This window comes from Pseudovibrio sp. FO-BEG1, from assembly GCF_000236645.1.
Taxonomy (GTDB): domain Bacteria; phylum Pseudomonadota; class Alphaproteobacteria; order Rhizobiales; family Stappiaceae; genus Pseudovibrio.
On record NC_016642.1, the window covers coordinates 3,128,577 to 3,146,763 of the forward strand.

General features: G+C 53.9%; 13 protein-coding genes. 9 read left to right on the forward strand and 4 right to left on the reverse strand.

What is annotated here, in order from left to right; genetic code table 11:
* Positions 1-56 precede the first annotated feature (56 nt).
* Together PSE_RS14200 and gcvA are read right to left on the reverse strand one after the other, a co-directional pair.
* Positions 57-2,555: a CoA transferase gene (locus PSE_RS14200; protein WP_014285489.1), complete on the reverse strand. Its 2,499-nt coding sequence runs from the start codon at positions 2,553-2,555 to the stop codon at positions 57-59.
* Positions 2,556-2,867: 312 nt separating this feature from the next.
* On the reverse strand, positions 2,868-3,761 hold the full coding sequence (gcvA, locus tag PSE_RS14205) for a transcriptional regulator GcvA (protein WP_075697419.1): 894 nt from the start codon (positions 3,759-3,761) through the stop codon (positions 2,868-2,870).
* 164 nt (positions 3,762-3,925) lie between these two features.
* On the opposite strand from gcvA, the gene PSE_RS14210 reads away from it, so the two are divergent.
* Entirely contained in the window at positions 3,926-5,548 is a 1,623-nt protein-coding gene (locus PSE_RS14210) for a BCCT family transporter (RefSeq protein ID WP_208997938.1), read from the forward strand.
* A gap of 73 nt (positions 5,549-5,621) precedes the next feature.
* A complete protein-coding gene (locus PSE_RS14215; RefSeq protein ID WP_014285492.1) occupies positions 5,622-6,818 on the forward strand; it encodes an iron-containing alcohol dehydrogenase in 1,197 nt (398 codons plus the stop codon).
* An 87-nt stretch (positions 6,819-6,905) separates the two neighbouring features.
* Here PSE_RS14215 and PSE_RS14220 read toward each other — a convergent pair whose 3' ends face one another.
* Entirely contained in the window at positions 6,906-8,837 is a 1,932-nt protein-coding gene (locus tag PSE_RS14220) for a DUF5054 domain-containing protein (protein WP_014285493.1), read from the reverse strand.
* A 14-nt stretch (positions 8,838-8,851) separates the two neighbouring features.
* Entirely contained in the window at positions 8,852-9,910 is a 1,059-nt protein-coding gene (locus PSE_RS14225; RefSeq protein ID WP_014285494.1) for a LacI family DNA-binding transcriptional regulator, read from the reverse strand.
* 271 nt (positions 9,911-10,181) lie between these two features.
* On the opposite strand from PSE_RS14225, the gene PSE_RS14230 reads away from it, so the two are divergent.
* The 7 genes from PSE_RS14230 (at position 10,182) to PSE_RS14260 (ending at position 17,877) form a co-directional block, all read left to right on the forward strand.
* Entirely contained in the window at positions 10,182-11,540 is a 1,359-nt protein-coding gene (locus tag PSE_RS14230; protein WP_041768511.1) for an extracellular solute-binding protein, read from the forward strand.
* 115 nt (positions 11,541-11,655) lie between these two features.
* A complete protein-coding gene (locus PSE_RS14235; RefSeq protein WP_014285496.1) occupies positions 11,656-12,564 on the forward strand; it encodes a carbohydrate ABC transporter permease in 909 nt (302 codons plus the stop codon).
* Entirely contained in the window at positions 12,564-13,394 is an 831-nt protein-coding gene (locus PSE_RS14240) for a carbohydrate ABC transporter permease (RefSeq protein ID WP_041768512.1), read from the forward strand. Before PSE_RS14235 ends, PSE_RS14240 begins: the two co-directional genes overlap by 1 nt.
* Before the next feature lie 14 nt (positions 13,395-13,408).
* Entirely contained in the window at positions 13,409-14,509 is a 1,101-nt protein-coding gene (locus tag PSE_RS14245) for an ABC transporter ATP-binding protein (protein WP_014285498.1), read from the forward strand.
* Positions 14,472-15,926, forward strand: a complete 1,455-nt coding sequence (locus PSE_RS14250) for a CehA/McbA family metallohydrolase (RefSeq protein WP_244421313.1) — start codon at positions 14,472-14,474, stop codon at positions 15,924-15,926. The genes PSE_RS14245 and PSE_RS14250 overlap by 38 nt, the downstream gene beginning before the upstream one ends.
* 11 nt (positions 15,927-15,937) lie before the next feature.
* A complete protein-coding gene (locus PSE_RS14255) occupies positions 15,938-16,795 on the forward strand; it encodes a sugar phosphate isomerase/epimerase (protein WP_208997939.1) in 858 nt (285 codons plus the stop codon).
* Positions 16,796-16,806: 11 nt separating this feature from the next.
* Complete coding sequence (locus PSE_RS14260; protein WP_014285501.1) at positions 16,807-17,877, forward strand: Gfo/Idh/MocA family protein; 1,071 nt, start codon at positions 16,807-16,809, stop codon at positions 17,875-17,877.
* Positions 17,878-18,187: the final 310 nt, after the last annotated feature.

The following is an 18,187-nucleotide window of genomic DNA, read 5'->3' on the forward strand; positions in this document are numbered from 1 at the left end:
TCTCTCCAAACCGTGGGTTCTGGTTCTAGGAAAGAGAGAGGCCTCGGGGGTAATCGTTAGCTCGGCAGGAACTCCTTGCCCCAGCCGGTGCCCGCAATGCGGCGCTCGATCATGTCGCTCACCTGCTCATCACTGTAACCAACGCTGGCCAGTACTTCGCGGGTGGAGTTGCCGTAAGCTTCCGTGCTTGGCAATGCCTTGATCGCTGCTTCTTCCGGACGGATGGAGTAGTGATCAATCAGCGTCACACGGTGTCCGCTTGGATGGTCCTCATAGGTGGAGAACGCATAGCTGCCACGGTCGATGCCAACGGTGCCATCGGCGGTGCGTGTGTAAGAATCACGTAAGTGTTCGATGCCAAGTGGCTGGGCAGCCGCAATATCCGCAGCTCTCAGTTTCTCACACCAGCTCTCTGCAGTGTCCTGCGCAAACGCAACGCGGAGGAACTCAGCGGTGTCATTGGCTTCATCAACACCTGCAAGGCCTTCCACACCTGCCAGCTTGGCAAGCTCATGTTCTTCAGCGTCCATGAACAGCCAGCCATCAGAAGCTTTGTAGAAGTGAGAAAGCGCGTGGTTGCCAAGTGCGTCACGGCCAGAGGCTTCGTCAAACGCAGCACGACCTTCATAATCAAACGCAAACTTCACCTGCGCCAGATTGGTCACTGCAGACAGAGACGTACGGGCACGGGAGGTCTCACCGGTCTTGTGCTTGTGGTAAAGCGCCAGCGCCATACCCAGACCAGCTGCAAAGCCACAGTTCACGTCCAGCGTACCAAGGTGTGCGTGCTCCTCTGGTGTATCCGGACCGCCAAAACGGCTCATGATACCGCTGTTCGCCTGAATGATATCATCATAACCAATGTAGTTGGTCTTAGGACCCGGCTTAGGGCCACCCAGACAGTCAAGGCGGCAGAACAGAACGCCCGGATTGATCGCCTGCAGGCTGTCATGATCCAGCCCAAGCGGCTTCATCTGACGGTCTGGCGCGTTGATCACCACAAGGTCTACGGATTTCACGAGACGCTCAAACGCTTCACGGCCTTCGCCGGTTGTGATGTCCACCAGAGCGCTCTTCTTGCCGATGTTAGTCTGGAAGGTGAAGAGCGTACCGATCAGCGGATCATAAAGCGGCGTTACCGGATCCAGCTTCACCACCTCAGCACCAAAGCGGCCAAGGAACGCAGTGGAGTGCGGGCCTGCAATCACGTTGGTCAGGTCCAGAATGCGCAAGTCTTTCAACCAGCCAGCTTTGTCGGCAGACTGAGCGGAAGGGGCTGGCAAATTATCGTTGTTGCCGACAGCTTTCAGAGCAGCAAGTGCCTCATCATAGCTCACGTTCTCGCGGGCTTTGGGGGTGAGGAGATAGTCAGCAATCTCTTCAAACCACACGATTGGACCCGGCTGCTTCATCACGCCGTATTCCGGATCGTTCACTTCTACGATCAGCCCGGAGGTGTTGGTGTGTTCGCTGTTCACCCATTCCTGAGTGGTGCGGTGTGGTGCACCCGGAATCTGGCCTTCACCAAAGATCACGCCCCATTCCTCAGAAGTTTTGGTCAGGAACACCTTCTTCATTTTTGCTGAAATGATATCCGCCCACTTCTTCGGCAGCGGATAAACGCCAATGGAGGTTTCACCGTCCCACTCTTTGATTGGCAGGTGCAGATCGTTCACCTCAGGCAGACCTTCCGCCAGCAGCTCCTCATAGATGCCAAGTGCCTGAAGACAACGGCGGGCATGGTTTCTGTGAGACGGGCAAACCGCGTAGAAGTAACGGCCATCCGCACATTCATAGGTGCGGTAGAACGGATCGAGATACTCCTGAAGATCCTCGTAGGACAGGTCCATCTCGATGTCGTTGTCGCGGCGATGGGAAATTTCGTGCTCGCGCATGGTCATATAGCGCTCTGGCATGCCTTCAATCACAACAGAGTTGTAAGAAAGGCCTTCCATCAGAGCAGCTGCAATCGGCACCTCAATAGTGTCACCGCGGCCAGTCTTTTCGCGGGCAAGCAGCGCCATAACCACGGAGCTTGCTGCCATTGTTGTGGCATAGGAAGAACCGAGTGGGAGCGGGGAGAAGCTAGGGTTCAGCCCCATCAGCACGCGGTTGAAACCCATATCAGTAAACGCACCGGAAGTAGCCGCAACAATCGCTTCAGTTGCTTTCCATTCACGGCGCAGTTCGTCATTGCTGGCAAAACCCGGCACAGAAAGGGTCACCAGTTCAGGGCGCTCAGCCCGCAGCGCAGCGAAATCAACGCCAAGCCCCTTCATTTTGCCTGGGCGGAAGCTTTCAACCACCACATCAGCGTTGGCGATCAGCTCAAACGCCTGCTGCAAACCATCCTCAGACTTCAGGTCCAGCCGGATGCATTTCTTATTGCGGTTCAAAATCGCATTAGCTGGATGATCCCATTGTGGCCCCTGAGGCGGATCAACGTGAATAACGGTTGCGCCCATATCCGCAAGGATCATGGCAACAGCCGGACCTGCAATTTGCTGACCGAAGTCGACAACTCTGACACCTTCAAGGGGAAGTCTTTTTTCCATGCAACATCATCCTCAGAAACCGTCCTTCAACGGATCTCAGTTTATTCCAGACATAATTCGTCTTTTATTTCAGATTGTTATGAGTGAAATGGTTCGCAGCTGCGGGTCATTTCATTGAAAAAACAATAGGCAGGCATATACGTAGAAACCAGCAATTTAAATTTCGGTGCAGACATAAAATTATTTGTAGCTCGACTAATTCTGAACTGACTGCACGGGTCTTTGAAGGGTTGGTGGAAGATGAATTTCCTTCCACCATTCCCGAAAATTGATCTTTGGATTGAAATAGACCGTTACCGGCAAAAAGGCTGCTTAGCCTTCATGTATTTCGTTCAAAATCCAGTTTCTGAAAGCAACCGCATGGGGGTGCTCAAGACTGTTATTGGAGTACACGAGGTAAAACGCTTCTTCCGTCGGAACCCTTTGTTCCAACGGCGCGACCAGCTGTCCGGACTTGATTGCATTTTCCACAAGGCTGGTTCTCCCCAGCGCAACGCCTTCTCCCAGAGCGGCCATTTCCAATGCAGTTACAAGGGTATCAAACTGATAGCTCTGGCCCAACTCCAGATCACTATGCTTGGTCTGCTTCAGCCAGTAACCCCAACCTTCCTGATAACCGATCACATGCAAAATCGTGTGGTTTGGCAGATCCTTAGGTGAGGTAAGAGGCCCGTTCTCCTCCAGGTAGCACGGGCTGCAGACTGGAAAAAGTTCATCCCGTGTCAGCCGATCACACTGCAGGGACGGCCACTTGCCCCGGCCATACCGCACTTCCATATCGCAATCGCCAGAGCTTTCCTTGTTGTCCAGCCAGATGTTGGAGGTGATGCGCAGATTGATCTTCGGATGCAAACGGCGGAACTCCTTCATACGCGGTGCAAGCCAGCGCATGAAGAACACCATATTGATCTTCACTGTCAGCAGATTGTTTTGCCCCTGACCGAAGATTTCTTCGGTCGCCGCCTTCAAGCGCTCAACGGACTCATGAACCGCAGGAAGATACGCAGCCCCGGCGTCTGTCAACTCCAACCCACGTGGCAGACGCTTAAACAATACACACCCTAGCTGGCACTCCAGTCCCTTGATCTGGTGACTGATCGCAGCCTGCGTAAGGTTGAGCTCTGTTGAGGCATGCGTGAAGCTCAAATGTCGCGCGGACGCTTCAAATGCCCTGAGCCAATTGAGCGGGGGTAAATTCTTCTTCATTTGGTTCTCCCATTCGTATGGGTAGAATTCCATATTCTACGTAAAACTATTCATAAATATTTTTATATCATTGGGTCTTTTTTTGTTGATTGATAACAATTTAACCCTCCGGCAAAAATTCAAGCTTCAATCAGGACAGCAAAAATAAAGCTTGAGGGGGACAAATGTATAATAACAGCAATACTGGAAGAAGGACGGGGGAGGGCCTGTTTACAGGTGTTAATCCTGTTATGGCCGTCGGGTCTACTGTACTCGTTGTTGCGTTTGTTTTGTTTACTGTAATTGTTCCTGAGACCGCCAGCTCAATTTACAATTCAGCTAAAGGTTTCATCGCAAATAATCTATCATGGTACTATATCGGTCTGGTCAGCTTTTTCCTGTTCCTTGCCTTTGCGATGACCATGAGCCGCTATGGCAACATCCGCTTGGGGAAGGATGACGAGAAGCCGGAATACAGCTTCTTTTCTTGGTTTTCGATGCTTTTTGGAGCAGGCATCGGCATCGGTATCCTGTTCTGGAGTATCGCAGAACCAATTTACCACTTCCAAAGCAATCCGTTCATTGCAGAAGGGCAGGAGAGTTCCGTAGAGGCAGCCCAGATTGCAATGCGTATTAGTATTTTCCACTGGGGACTGCACGGTTGGGCACTGTTTGCACTCTCTGGTCTGGGTCTCGCTTATTTCCACTATCGCAAGGGCCTGCCGCTGTCCGTTCGTTCAGGGCTCTACCCGATTTTTGGTGATAAGATTTATGGCCCAATCGGTCATGCAGCTGACCTGCTTGCAGTTTTTGGCACTGTCTTCGGTATTGCAACATCTCTTGGTTTGGGAGCCCAGCAGATGAATACCGGCCTGAACTACCTGTTCGGCTTTGAAGTCAGCATCATGAACAATATCATCATCATTGTGATTGTTTCCGTATTGGCGACCATGTCCGTTCTGAGTGGCGTGAACAAGGGTATTAAGATCCTGAGTGAGTTCAACATGCACCTGACAATGGTCATGCTTGTGTTCTTCCTCATCTTTGGCCCAACCGTTTACGTTCTCGGGTCTTTCGCAACCAACCTGGGTGATTACCTGACGAACGCCATTCCGCTTGGCTTCTGGGTGGAAACCGATCCAAATAACAGCTGGCAGGGTGGCTGGACCATCTTCTACTGGGGCTGGTGGATTGCATGGGCACCATTCGTTGGCATCTTCATTGCTCGCATCTCCAGAGGCCGCACCGTAAAAGAGTTCCTGCTCGGCGTTCTTCTGGCACCAACACTGCTCTCCACTTTCTGGATCACAACTTTCGGCAACACCGCAATGTTCCTTGAACTGTTCGGCGTTGGCGGCGTGACAGAAGCAGTGAATGCAGACATGACCTCGGCTCTTTACAAAACAATCGAGCTGTTGGATCTCGGCTCAACGCTCACCATCCTTGGTGCAGCTATGTGTACCGTCCTGTTGGTGACCTACTTCGTCACCTCTGCAGACTCCGCAACACTCGTCATCTGCACCATCCTGTCCATGGGTGATGAGAACCCTGCAAACCGCTACCGCATCTTCTGGGGCCTTTCCATTGGCGCAGTTTCCGCGGTGCTGTTGTTCGCAGGTGGCCTGCGAGCCCTGCAGACAGCCTCGATCGTCGCAGCTCTTCCGTACTCCTTCGTGTTGATCCTCACCACGTGGGGTCTGCTGAAGTCACTGCACCTTGAGGTCTCTGAAATCATCTCCACCGTCGATGATGAAGAGCATTCCTACTCCGCAGACGGCGCAGCCTCCGCTGCAACTCCGGCTGAGTAAGAAGCTCGCCCCCTAAGTCATCTGGGATGTTCCCGGCATCCCAGATGACAACCACAACTAAAGGTTCATTCTAATGACATCTCAGATCATTCTGCCGCGCATCATGCAAGTTGGTGCGGGAGCCAGCCTCCAATTGCCTGCAGTTCTGGCAAAAATCGGCTGCAAAAAGCCTCTCGTCGTCACAGACCCAATGATGGTTCAGCTGGGATACTCCGAATCTATTCAGGACAGCCTCAAGGCTGAGGGCATCGAAAGCGATGTTTTTGCTGATACCCTGCCTGAACCAACAGTTGCCTCCATCCTTCCGGGTGTGGAAAAGGCAACAGCCGACAGTTATGACTGCATTGTGGCCCTCGGCGGTGGTAGCCCGATCGACAGTGCAAAGGCAATTTCGATTCTGGCAAAGTTCGGCGGCGAAATGCGGGACTATCGTTTCCCAAGAGACGTCACAGAGCAGGGCCTGCCAGTCATCGCAGTGCCAACCACAGCCGGTACCGGTACAGAAGTGACCCGCTTCACCATCATCACGGATGAAGAGCGCGGCGAGAAGATGCTGTGCGTTGGCATCGGCTTTATGCCTGTTGCAGCGCTGGTGGACTACAAACTCACCATGAGCCTGCCACCACGCATCACCGCAGACACCGGTATCGATGCCATGACCCACGCACTGGAAGCCTACGTTAGCAAGAAGGCAAATCCGTACAGCGACAGTCAGGCACTGGCAGCGCTCAAGCTGATCGGCCCGAACCTGCGTGAGGTCTACCACAACGGCACAAACGAAAAGGCCCGCGAGGAAATGATGCTCGGCTCAACGCTGGCCGGTGTCGCATTCTCTGCTGCTTCCGTTGCGCTCGTTCATGGCATGAGCCGCCCGATTGGCGCGTTCTTCCATGTGCCGCACGGCCTTTCCAACGCCATGCTGCTGCCGGATGTGACAGCCTTCTCAATTCCAGCAGCACCTGAGCGTTACGCGCAAGCGGCTCGCGCGCTTGGTTTCGCTTCTGAGCAAGATGATGATGCCATGGCAAACCGCAAGCTCCTGATCGAGCTGCGCGCTCTCAATGATGAGCTCTCCGTTCCAACACCGGAAGAGTTTGGCATTGAACGTCAGGTCTTCATGGATCGTTGCGAGACTATGGCAGAACAGGCGCTGGCCTCTGGGTCTCCGGGCAACAACCCGATCACCCCAACCATCGCAGAAATGGTCGAAATCTATCAGGGCCTGTGGGATGCCCGTGGCTCTGACAGCGAGTCAGTTGCAGCTGAATAAGCTGAAATTCCCGCTCTCCCGAGAGGCCAGCTCACGACCAATGCCGTGAGCTGGCTTTTTTGTTGGATAAGCGGGCTAGGGAGCGGGTTAGTCGCCCAGCTCTAGCACAAAGCGAGCGCAGAAATCACCTTCCCACCACATCGGGAAGTTGGTGCCCCACTTGTTGTTGTAGATGTTAAACCGCAGACCCTCACCATAAGCCGGTGCCTGATGCTGGAACGGCATGAACGGCAGCTCAGCAGGTGCCACAAGTGGTGTATCCAGCGGAGCAATGCGGATCTCCTGACCAACATCAGCCTTCGCACCAAAGATCGCCTGCAACTGACCACCGCTCATATCCGGCACATCATGGGCATCCACCCAGAAGCCGGTCTTGTTGAACTGCCAGCTCTTAGCGCCATCCGGTGCAAACCGCAGGAAACCAGCCTCCGGCATCCGGTTGGCAATCTTGCCGTAAAGCCGAAGTGTAATCTCCAGCTTGTCGCTTTCTCCATTCAGAACCAGCTGAATGTTATGGATTGCGCCGGGAATGTCAGAGGACATCACATAAGATAAAATAGCCCTGTCATCTGCAATTGCCAGCCCTTCAAACATCGGGCGGTGGCTCTTGGAAACAGCTGTCGCTGCCTTATTCAGCCCCGGCTTGATGTGATCCAGAATAGCCCACTCTTCCTCATGGGTGAGGTAGGCATCCATATGCGCTTTCACATCCGCCGCATTATAGGTCTCATGAGCAAATGAGATCAGATTGTCATCCAGCCCGAACAACTCTTTGCCATCTGGTGATTTAAGGTGTTTGATCGCGCCGCTGTCCCGGTCAATCTTGATGGACCAACCGCCAAACTCAGCTTCGCTGTCGATCTCAAACGGCCCTACATGAGGAAGCGGACAGCAAATTTCAGAAAGAGCGGCTTTCGCAACGGCCTGATCGTTCGCTTCAAGGGCGGCAACCGCATCATCACAATAAGCGCGCTGTTCCTGCCAGGAGGCTTCTGCATATTGGAAGCGCGGATCGTTCTCCCGCGCCGCTTCAAAGTCATCCCGGTTCCACGCCTGCTCATCGCGCAAATAAGTTTTGATATCCACCCCGCACGTATGCTCAGCAACCATGGAAAGCTTGCGGCCAAAGGAAAGACGGGACGGCGTGATTTTGTCTTCAGCGAAACGATCGTAAACCCGCTGCAAAGCACGGTAGCATGCGGACTTTACAGGATCTGTCGCAGAGCCATGGATCCAGCTGTCGCCGATCTCCTGCGTCACAACCGGGAAACTCTCGCGATGTGGCCACAGCACCTCAGCAAACTCATCCAGCGTCGCCGCTTTGATGCAATAATCCGGATACTGCCGCTCCATGGCGCGGTACACGTTAACAGTCTGGCCGGTGTTCTGCGGGCCAATGTTGTCTTCTGTATGCGCAAAGCTCAGGCCATCAGGCACACCGGGAATGAACTGCGTCGCGCCATAGGAGTTCTGATAGAGCACTAGAATCTCTTCACCTGTTGGAGCCTGCCAGCGGAACACTTCTGGCAGTTTCGGCGTTGGGGAAGCGGTGTTCACACCAAGATGCAGGAACTTGATGCCCGCTTTCGCCATCAACGGCACGATACCCAGAGTATGACCCGGAACATCCGTCATCTTGGCTGCAACAGTCTGCACCCCAAACCGCTCATCCAGCTCTTTGGAATAAGATAGACCTGCCTCAAACAGCGCCGGAGACATCAGCTCAGAATGCGTGGTGAACGGCAGGCCATGCCAGCGGATCAGGCCCTTTTCAATGGCAGCTTCCAGACGTTTGACGTCGTCTGCACCAGCCTCATTCAGATAGTCCCAGATCAACCATGCACCGGTGGTCCAGCGAAACTTAGGATCCTGCGGATTTTCAAAGTAGAAATGCTCTGCCGTATCAAGCGCTTGTGGCAGGAAGTACTTGTGATAGCGCTGGCGAACCTTCTCTGCATGATCAGTGAAACCGATATCCAGATGGGTTTTGAAAATCAGGTGAATAGTATTTGGGGACATATTTCTTTGCTTATTTATGAGCCCACAGTACCGCGCACAATCAGGCGGGTCTGCAGTGTCTCGATCATGGCAGGGGCATTGGGGTCTTTCAGGCGCCGCAAAATCAGGCGCACAAGCGCACGCACACGGTCTTCCAGATCAATCTTTACAGTGGTGAGGTTATAGCTCAGCCATCCGGACTGAGCGATGTCATCGAAGCCGACCACTTTCACATCTTCCGGAACCCGCAGGCCCAGTTTGAAGCGAAGTGCATCAATCACCCCGAAGGCGCCAACGTCGTTGGCTGAAAAGATGCCATCAACACCTTCACCAACCTGAAACAGATCAAGCGTGGAGGCGAGGGCGCTCTCATAGGTATAATCACCTTGCAGCACCAGCGGTTCCGGCAGGCCGCGCTCATTCATTACGCATTTGAAAGCGCGCTCACGCTCTGTGTTTGCAAGGGAAGTTGTTGTACCGCCCAGATAGGCAAATCGTTTGCAGCCATAAGCCTGCATCAAAGCAACCGCCTGATCGATCCCGTTTTTCTGGTCCACGATCAATCGGTCAAACACAGACGTAGACTTCGGCTGGTTCGGCAGGCTGCCGTCTTCAGAATAGCTCACATAAATCGGCACCGCACGGCCCAGAGAATGGGCGAGGGTGTCCGGTGTCACGTTCTCCGCAAAGGCGATGATGCTGTCCAGATTGAAGCCCTTCATATAGGTCAGCAACCGCTCATCCATGCTCTGATCAGTGCGGGTCTTGAAGAGCAGTGTAGCAAATCCTTCCGCCTGCAGAGCGGAGGTCAGCGCATCAATCTCCTGCGATTCCCAGGGGCTGCACACATCCGGCACGATCACGCCCACCAGATGCGAGCGCCGTGTCACCAATGCGCGGGCCGCCATGTCCGGCGTGTATCCCACATCCTTTGCGATTTTGAGAATCAGTTCGCGCTTTTCCTTTTTCAAAGAGGCATGCGGGTTGAAGGCGCGTGAAACAGCGACTCGCGAAACACCGGCAAGCTTGGCAACTGTATCTGCCGTAGCGCGTTCCGGGCGTTTTACCTCTTGGATGCTTGATTGATCAGACACTCAAAATTACTCGATAAGTGAAAACGTGTTCACTATTAATGCCGTATCTAACCCTAGGATGTCAATCGAACAATCTTTATGCACGACGAAAATATGACAGTTTTAAGCCGTTTATATAATATATCTGCTCTCAGCCATTTTCAGAATCCTCTTGATTTTTTCAATAGTATTGACGGATAGTGAAAACGTGTTCATTCTAATTTCACTGATCGATTTCTCATGATTAGTGACAAGGCACACCAACACAGGATGCCCTGGGGGGATTTTTTAGATGAGTAAATTGCGTAGTTATGCATTGGGTCTTGCAGCTGCCACAGCGCTTGCTGGGCCAGCGATGGCAACCGACGTAACCATCACTTGCCGTTGTGTGGAAGGCGGCGTGAACAGTGCAGCCGCTGTCTGGCTGAAAACAAGCGTCATTCCTGGCTTCGAAAAGATGATGAAAGCCACCGGCAAGGACGTAACAGTGAACTTCAAGGAGTTCGCAGGCAAAGATGAGCAGCTGACCCAGCAGCTCGCATTGGACTTCTCAACCGGGGCAGGTGCAGACGTTTCCTCGTTTGATGGCTTCCTCATTCCAAACTTCGTAGACGCAGGTCTTCTGAAGCCATTGGAAGATGTTGCTGGCGCAGAAGTGAACACTTGGGAAGGGTGGTCCCACATTTCTGAGGGTTCCAAGGAGCTGATGTCCTACGGCGGCAAAGCCTACGGCATCGCACTGGGCACTGACAGCCGCATGATCTTCGTGCGCAAAGACATCTTCGCACAGGCCGGCCTTGATGCAGACACATGGCAGCCAACGTCATGGGAAGACGTTCTGGATGCCGCACGTACCATCAAAAAGGCGATGCCAAAGTCCGCACCACTTCAGCTGAACGCTGGTGTGTCCATGGGTGAAGCAACCACCATGCAGGGCTACTGGATGGCAATCCTTGGCACGGGCGAAGGCATGCTGGACGACAACGGCAAGTGGATCGTGTCCTCACAAGGCATTCTGGATACACTGAACCTGTACAAAACCATCTACATTGACGAAAAGCTTGGCGACAAACGCGCTCAGCTGCTCGGCGATGGCCGCAACCGCACCTTTGCAAACTTCCGCGATGGCAAAACAGCCATGTTGGTGGAAGGCGACTGGTTCTATCGCTCAGTTACCAAGCCGGGCGCAGAGTTTGAAGTCAAAGACCGTGACGTCAACATGACATGGAAGAAGATGCCAGCTCAGGAACCGGGCAAGGGCTTCCGCGGTCAGGACTTTGTGACCATGTCTGGTGGTACTGGTTTTGTGATCAATCCAAACACCAAAGCGCCAAAAGAGTCCTGGGCACTGCTGTCCTACATGAACTCCAAAGAGCAGCTGGATGCCTTCCAGGCCATCAACCCACGCGTTCGTATCCGTGATGACGTCTGGATTCCAAACTCTGACTTCCTGACAGAGACCTCACAGACACTTCTGCCTCTGACTACAGCGCGTCCAAACAACGCTCACTACAACAAAGTCTCTGTTGCAGTTCAGCGTATGACCGAAGCGGTTGTTTCCGGTGAACAGACACCAGAAGAAGCAATGGCACAGTACAAGTCTGACGTGATCGCCATCGTTGGCGAAGAAAACACAGTCAGCAAGCTGTAATCAGCCGAAAAAAGGACAACAGAGCATCCATCGCTCTGTTGTATCCGGGAGGGCGCGCTCCTGCGCCCTCTGATCTTCCAATAAGAAGAATGTTTCCCTCCCGGGAAGGTGTAATTTGAAGAACTTCTCATTGTTGTCTGCGCGCGCGGGAGCGTTGTTTTTCTCCCCTGCAGCAGCCCTTGTCGGAGCGTTTGTGATTGTCCCGTTTTTCTGGGTCATCTTTGTCTCCTTCACCAACAGAACTCTGCTCGGAAAAACGGCTCTCAATCCTGAATTTGTCGGGTTTGATAACTACATAGCCCTGTTCAACATGAGCACGTTCTTCACCCGTGGTCAGTTCGGCTTCTCCCTCATCCTGACCATCCAGTTCGTGCTGCTCTCCGCTCTTGTCGGTCAGGCGCTGCTCGGCATGGTGCTCGCATGGCTGCTCCAGTCCACGCCTAAATATGTGAAGGTCTTCTCAGAATCCGCCGTTATCGTTGCCTGGATCCTGCCGGAAGTGGTCATCGGCTTTGCGTGGTTCGCCTTCCTTGATTACGACAACGGCACGCTCAATATGCTGGTCACGTCGCTGGGGCTGGAACCCGGAGACTGGCTGCTGGAAAATCCGTTCTGGGTGATCGTCTTCTTCAACACCTGGCGCGGTGCAGCGTTCTCCATGATGCTGTTCAACTCCGCGTTCTCCTCCATTCCGCCAAGCTATTTCCAGGCCGCAGACGTTGCAGGCGCAACCTCCTTCCAGAAGTTCAAGGACATCGCGCTGCCGCTGATCAAAGGCCATGTGGTCACCGATCTAATCCTCATCACCATGTGGACCTTCAACGTGTTCACGCCGTTCCTGCTCACCAACGGTGGCCCGTCCTACCGCACAGAGCTGCTCTCTATCTACACCTACCGCGTGGCCTTTAAAGACTTCGAGTTCGGTAAAGGCGCTGCTGTGGGCGTGGTGATCATGCTGATCAATCTGGCCTTCGCACTTGTTTACCTGCGCATCGCCAAGCAGAAGAACAAAGGAGCAGCATAATGACACTCTCATTCCATCAAATGCTGTCCCGCATCAGCTTCTCTGTTCTCACCGCCATCATCGGCATCGCATTTGCCTTGCCTCTGCTGTGGTTCCTGTTCGCACCGTTCAACGCACGTGCTGAGCTCGGCCTTGAGATTCCGTCGGTCTTCACACTGCAGAACTTCTACACGGTGTTTGAAAACAAGTTCGCCATGCGCGGCCTGCTCAACTCCTTCATTCAGAGTGTGGGCGGTGTGGTTCTTGTCGGCATCTCCGCAACGCTGGCTGCATATGCGCTGTCACGTTCTGACGTGCCTGGCAAAAAGAGCATCACCTACATCCTCCTGCTGTTCTCCTCCGTGGTGTCCGGCAGTGCGGCCATGGTGCCGATCTTCCTGATCATCTCCAGCCTCGGCCTGATTGACACCCACATCGCCGTTATTCTGGTGTTCGCAGGTGGCCTTCTGCCAACTGCCATGTTCATCCTGCGCGACTTCATTGATGGTATCCCGAAATCCTACGAGGAAAGCGCCATGGTCGCCGGAGCCTCCTCCATGCAGGCCTTCCGCGATGTTGCATTGCCAGTCATCCGTCCGGGCATCGTGGTTGTGGTGGTCTGGGCCTTCGTGAATATCTGGGGCAGCTTCCTGATCCCGTTCATCCTGCTGCGCTCTGACGAGCTGATGCCAGCCTCTGTGGCCATCTACTCCTTCTATTCAGAAGCAGGCACCCCAATCGTCACGCTGCTGGCAGCTTATGCGCTGATCTACTCGTTCCCGGTCATCTCACTCTATCTGTTCGTAAACTGGAAGTTCGGTTTCCGGTTCTTTGGCGGCATCAAGGCATAATCGAAAGAACAAAAATGGCTTCTATTTCATTCCAAAACGTCACCAAATCTTTCGGCGACTTCAATGCTGTCTCAAACGCGACTTTTGAAATCAACGACGGCGAGTTCATCTGCCTGCTTGGCCCATCCGGTTGCGGTAAAACCACCAGCCTGCGCATGATCGCCGGTCTGGAAACCCCAACCTCTGGCCGCATCTATATCGGCGATCGGGACGTCACAGCCCTGCATCCGCGTGATCGTAAGATCTCCATGGTGTTTCAGGATTACGCCCTCTACCCGCACATGAACATCTCCGACAACATCTCGTACCCACTCAAGGTGCGCGGTGAGAACGAGGCAACACGTGGTGAGCGCGCACAGGAAGTGGCTGATGTGCTGAAAATCGGCCACCTGCTGGACCGCCTGCCAGCCCAGATCTCCGGTGGCCAGCAGCAGCGTACCTCTCTGGCGCGCGCACTGGTCAACCCAAGCCAGGTTTACCTGTTTGACGAGCCACTCTCCAACCTGGACGCCAAACTGCGTCTTGAAGCCCGCGGCTTCCTGCATCACCTGCAGCACAGCATGGGCATGACCTCCGTCTACGTGACTCACGATCAGGCCGAAGCCATGGCGCTGGCAACCCGTGTCGCGGTGATGGATCAAGGCCGTATCGTGCAGTTTGCCACCCCGATGGAGATCTACCGCAAACCAGCGACCACCTTCGTAGCAAACTTCGTCGGCAACCCACCCATGAACCTGCTGCCAGTGGAAGCAATGGTTGCTGATAATGTGCTCAAAGTCCGCGCAGATGGGTTGGAAGTCGCAGATATCCCGATGCAGCGCTCCTTCGCAGAAGCCGTTGCAGGCAACTCGAAAATTACCATGGGTGTGCGTCCAGAACACCTGCGCGCAACCGCAGAAGCGGAAAACGTGGTGCGCGGCAAACTGTTTGCCAACGAGAACATGGGTGCTGAAAAGCTCGTCACCATTGAGCGTCCTGATGCAGCCCGCTTTACCGCGCGCATCTTCACCGATGACGACATCATTCTGACCGAAGACGTCGCGCTTGGCTTCTCAAGCAAGCACATCACCCTGTTTGATGCAGATGGAAACAGACTGGCGCTTGATGATGAGTGAAACGCTGGACCTCCTCAAGCTCCACAAACACATCACGAAGGCGGATCAGATAGCTGATCCGTACTTCTATCTGGAATTTGAGGTGCCCGAAGGCACGACACGCTTTGACGTGTCACTGGAATATCCCAAGGCTGAAGATTGCATCATTGATCTTGGATGCCTTGACCCTGACATTACGCCGTTTCCGGCAAGCTCGGGGTTTCGTGGCTGGAGCGGGGGCGCCCGCGACAGCTTCTTTATCGCACTGGATGACGCCACACCAGGCTATGTGCATGGCAAGATAGAGCCGGGCACATGGCAAATCATCCTTGGCCTCTACAAACTGCCGGAAACCGGTGCGGATGTAGACCTCACCATTTCCTTTGATCAGACACCCAGAAAGATTGCGCCACAGCCCGTCACGCCAAATCCAGTGCGACAAGGGGCAGGGTGGTACAAGGGAGATCTGCACTGTCATACCTTCCATTCCGATGCACGCGGCGGACCTGAGCTGCTCCATGCAGCTGCTAAACAGGCTGCACTGGATTTTCTGGCAGTTGCAGATCACAACACCACGACCCAGCGCAGATACTTCCATCCGCACTCCTCTGAAGATCTGGTGTTCGTGCGCGGCATGGAAGTCACCACTGCCGTCGGCCACGCCAATGTGTTCGGCATAGATGATTGGCTTGATTTCCGCATGACGCAGCCAGACCACTCCCATATCGTCGCCAAAGCGGCCCATGATCGTGGTGGTCTGTTCTCCATCAATCACGACAAGCCGCCCATCGACTGGACCTATGAGCTGCCGGAAACCGACTGCATGGAAGTCTGGCAATCTGCATGGCTCATGTACAACTGGGTCTCTCTGGCCCGCTACCAAAAGCGCCTGAGCGATGGTCACCGTATCTCGCTGATTGGTGGCAGCGACTTCCACCAGCCGGATAGGCTACTGCCGGAAGGCCCGCTGGTGCTGGCCCGCCCAACAACAGTGCTCTGGCTGGAGGAGCTCAGCGAACAAGCCGTGCTGAATGCCATGAAAACAGGCCTTGGTTACGTGACAGAAGGCCCAGACGGACCGCACCTGTCTCTCACCTCCGGCATGGCCCGCATGGGCGAGGAGGTTACGGCAGATACTGCAAGCTTCTCCGTACATGTGGAGGGCGCCAATGGTGATCTGCTGCGTTGGGTGGATGCCAGTGGATGTCGTCAGGAAGTACTCATTTCAGGCGATACAGCACAGCTCTCTTTCAATGAGCCGGTAACAGGGTTCCTGCGCGCGGAGATCGTCGCCAGAGCGAACCATCAGGATTTACTCGAAGAATTTCTGGGAGCCTTCAAAGGCAAGAAACTTCCTCTGGGATTGTCTGAGGAAGAGATACGGGAACAGCCCATCATCCGGGCTCTTTCCAATCCAATATACATAAAAACGGAATAGGACAGCACGGCATGTTGATTGGGAATGCACCGTGTTCATGGGGAATTTGCTACCCGACTGGCAACGCATACACGCCAGATGAATATTTAGATCAGGTCGCAAGCGCGGGTTACCGAGGGACCGAACTCGGGCCATTGGGATACCTGCCAAAGGACGCAGACCAGCTGAAGACCATGCTGGCAAAGCGCAACCTGACCCTGATCGGTGCCACCCACGTGCACACGTTCTCTCTAATTGAGACCAGTAACAAGTTCCATGCGGATATGCAGGCGCAGGGCGAGCTTCTGGCATCACTGGGCGCAAAGCACCTTGTGGTGATGGACGAAAGCAATGTCTACCCATCTGGCCAACTGGGCATGATCACACCTGACGCACGTCAGCAGATGTATGCAGACCTCACCAAATCTCACACCATGCTGGCAGAAACCTTCGGCATCGCACTGAGTTTTCACCCACACATCGGCACATGCGTTGAGCTGGAAGCGCAGATCGACGACCTGCTCAAAAACACGCCGCTCAATCTGTGTCTCGACACCGGCCACCATGCGTTCTGGGATCAGGATCCTCTGGCCTATATGCAACGTGTCTGGGATCGCATCGACTACATGCACTTGAAGAACGTGGATCCAAATGTGTGTGCCCGTGTTCTTTCTGGCGAAATCAGTGTTCAGGAGTCTCTGGCCGCTGGCGTCATGTGCCCGCTTGCAGAAGGGGCCGTTGAAATTGCGGCAGTTATGGATTTCCTACGGGCAAGGGATTTTCAGGGGCCAGTTGTTGTGGAACAGGACGTTGCAGGGGATGCAACGGAAACACCGCTGGAACTGGCCCGCCGCAATTACTCCTACATCGCCGAAATGAGCCAAGCCTAAGGAAAACAACAATGTCACTGTCCGTTGGAATTATTGGGCTGGGCGAAGTCGCGCAGCTGATGCACCTGCCATTGCTGGCAGACGATCAACGCTTCACCATTGTAGCCATCAGCGATGTTTCTGAGGAGCTGATGGAGTATGTGGGCCAGCGCTACAACGTCGAGAAACGCTACGCAGCCGCTTCTGATCTGATTGCCGATCCGTCATTGGATGCTGTTTTCATCCTGACGCCCGATCACCTGCACGCAGACCTTCTGACCGAAGCCATGAAAGCTGGCAAGCACGTCTTCATCGAAAAACCGGTCTGCCTCAACAAACATCAGATCCCGGCACTGCTGGAAGAGCAGAAGCAGTGCAGCAGCGTTGTGTTTGTCGGCTACATGCGCCGTTACTCCCGCAGCTTCCTGGCGCTGAAGGAGTACATGCCAGACTTGGAGAGCATCCGCCATGTCCGCATCCGCGACATCATCCGCGAAGCGCCATACTTCACCCGCCAGACACGACCAGTGGTCCGAGGCAAGGATGTGCCGCAGGAGGTGATTGCGGACGGTCAGCAACGTACCACAGCCATGCTCCGCGAGATAATGGGAGAGGACGCCACAAAAGATCAACTGCGCGCCTATCAGGTGCTCACCGGCCTGTCCTCCCACAGCTTCTCCGCCATGCGCGAGTTGCTCGGCCTGCCAAAGTCCGTCAGCTACGCCAAGCAGCACGGCGGCGAGACGGTTATGGTCCTGTTTGACTACGGTCACTTCACAGCAATGTACGAAGCTGTCATTTCCGATATTGCTGAATTTGATGCAGGCATCGAAGTGCTCACGCAGAGTGAGCGGTACCACGCTACCTACGACACACCGTACATCCGTAACCTGCCGACACAGCTCAGTATCACCCGCTCTACAGATGAGCAGACCATCACAGAGGTGATAGGCCCATCCTATGAGGATCCATTCCGCATTGAGCTCGATGCGTTCTACAAAGCAGTCACCGACGGAGCGTCATACAAAACAACGCTAACCGACGCAGCAAATGACCTGAACCTTTTTGCTGAAGTTGGGCAAAAATTCTTAGGTGCAGATTGAATATATAAGGCGCTATATCAATGAATTATATGACATTCCTGATTCAATTTATCAGGAATGTTGGCTCTTCTCCGGGGCAATGCGTCCACATTTCAACGCAAACCAACGCAAAACCATTTTTCTATCAGCTCCTGATGTAAAGCCTGCTCTGATTTGCGTATATAAATCTTGCCTCAAATACAGATTCACACTGGATCTAAACTTACCTTAACTTAATCAAGTATCAGCAACGCATTTTTCAGCGAAAGACTTGAATTTTCCCATATCCGAAGTGCAGCAACGCATAATTATGCGCAGCGCGACTAGAGTG

Excerpts from the sequence above, each read along its gene's own strand:
- PSE_RS14200 (WP_014285489.1), bottom strand. The coding sequence starts at position 2,555 with ATGGAAAAAAGACTTCCCCTTGAAGGTGTCAGAGTTGTCGACTTCGGT.
- gcvA (WP_075697419.1), bottom strand. The coding sequence starts at position 3,761 with ATGAAGAAGAATTTACCCCCGCTCAATTGGCTCAGGGCATTTGAAGCG.
- PSE_RS14210 (WP_208997938.1), top strand. The coding sequence starts at position 3,926 with ATGTATAATAACAGCAATACTGGAAGAAGGACGGGGGAGGGCCTGTTT.
- PSE_RS14215 (WP_014285492.1), top strand. The coding sequence starts at position 5,622 with ATGACATCTCAGATCATTCTGCCGCGCATCATGCAAGTTGGTGCGGGA.
- PSE_RS14220 (WP_014285493.1), bottom strand. The coding sequence starts at position 8,837 with ATGTCCCCAAATACTATTCACCTGATTTTCAAAACCCATCTGGATATC.
- PSE_RS14230 (WP_041768511.1), top strand. The coding sequence starts at position 10,182 with ATGAGTAAATTGCGTAGTTATGCATTGGGTCTTGCAGCTGCCACAGCG.
- PSE_RS14240 (WP_041768512.1), top strand. The coding sequence starts at position 12,564 with ATGACACTCTCATTCCATCAAATGCTGTCCCGCATCAGCTTCTCTGTT.
- PSE_RS14245 (WP_014285498.1), top strand. The coding sequence starts at position 13,409 with ATGGCTTCTATTTCATTCCAAAACGTCACCAAATCTTTCGGCGACTTC.
- PSE_RS14250 (WP_244421313.1), top strand. The coding sequence starts at position 14,472 with ATGCAGATGGAAACAGACTGGCGCTTGATGATGAGTGAAACGCTGGAC.
- PSE_RS14255 (WP_208997939.1), top strand. The coding sequence starts at position 15,938 with ATGTTGATTGGGAATGCACCGTGTTCATGGGGAATTTGCTACCCGACT.
- PSE_RS14260 (WP_014285501.1), top strand. The coding sequence starts at position 16,807 with ATGTCACTGTCCGTTGGAATTATTGGGCTGGGCGAAGTCGCGCAGCTG.